The sequence below is a fragment of the Gordonia sp. ABSL11-1 genome (assembly GCF_030315685.1).
GTDB lineage: Bacteria > Actinomycetota > Actinomycetes > Mycobacteriales > Mycobacteriaceae > Gordonia.
In genome coordinates this window covers 1-680 of sequence record NZ_JASXSI010000097.1, presented here as the reverse complement: position 1 = coordinate 680, position 680 = coordinate 1, and the positions used below count along the sequence as shown (strand labels likewise).

The following is a 680-nucleotide window of genomic DNA, read 5'->3' as shown; positions in this document are numbered from 1 at the left end:
ACATCAACACCGTCACCAAACACAAGACCACCGACGGGCGCCTGCATGTCGAAGCCGACCTCGACACCGAAGTCGGCGAAAAATTCCAGGCCGCGATGGAACGCTACGGCGCACCGCGGCCCGAACCCGACGGCTCCCCCGACGCCCGATCCACCGAACGACGCCTGGCCGAGGCACTCGAGACCATCCTCGACATCGCCGCCGCAGGCGGACACGACATGAACAGTGTTCCGAGAACACATGTGCTCCTGACCATCCCCGCCGACAACCCCAGAGATTCGTCCCTCGAGTACATGGGATCGATCACCCCTGCCACGATGAATCGACTCGCCTGCGACCCGACCATCACACCCCTGCTCGTCGACGGCGAAACCGTGCCCCTCGACGTCGGCAGAGACAAACGGCTGTTCACACCCGCCCAACGCACAGCCCTCTACATCCGCGACCGATGCTGCATCAAGTGCGGAGCGCCAGCCGAACGCTGCCACGCCCACCACGTCGTCCATTGGAGCGATGGCGGTGACACGTGCTTGGAGAATGGCTGCCTACTGTGCCCGTCGTGTCACGCCGATGTCCATCACAACGGATGGGACGTGTTCATCGGCGCCGACCACCATGCCTGGCTGACACCGCCAAGCACCGTCGACCCCCACCGACGACCCGTACCCAGCTACAACCGG

Annotated in this window: 1 protein-coding gene; it reads left to right on the top strand. The window is 64.4% G+C overall.

Annotated elements, in window-relative coordinates; all coding sequences use genetic code 11:
• On the top strand, positions 1 to 680 hold a 680-nt coding region (locus tag QSJ19_RS26610), incomplete at both ends, for an HNH endonuclease (RefSeq protein ID WP_286324062.1).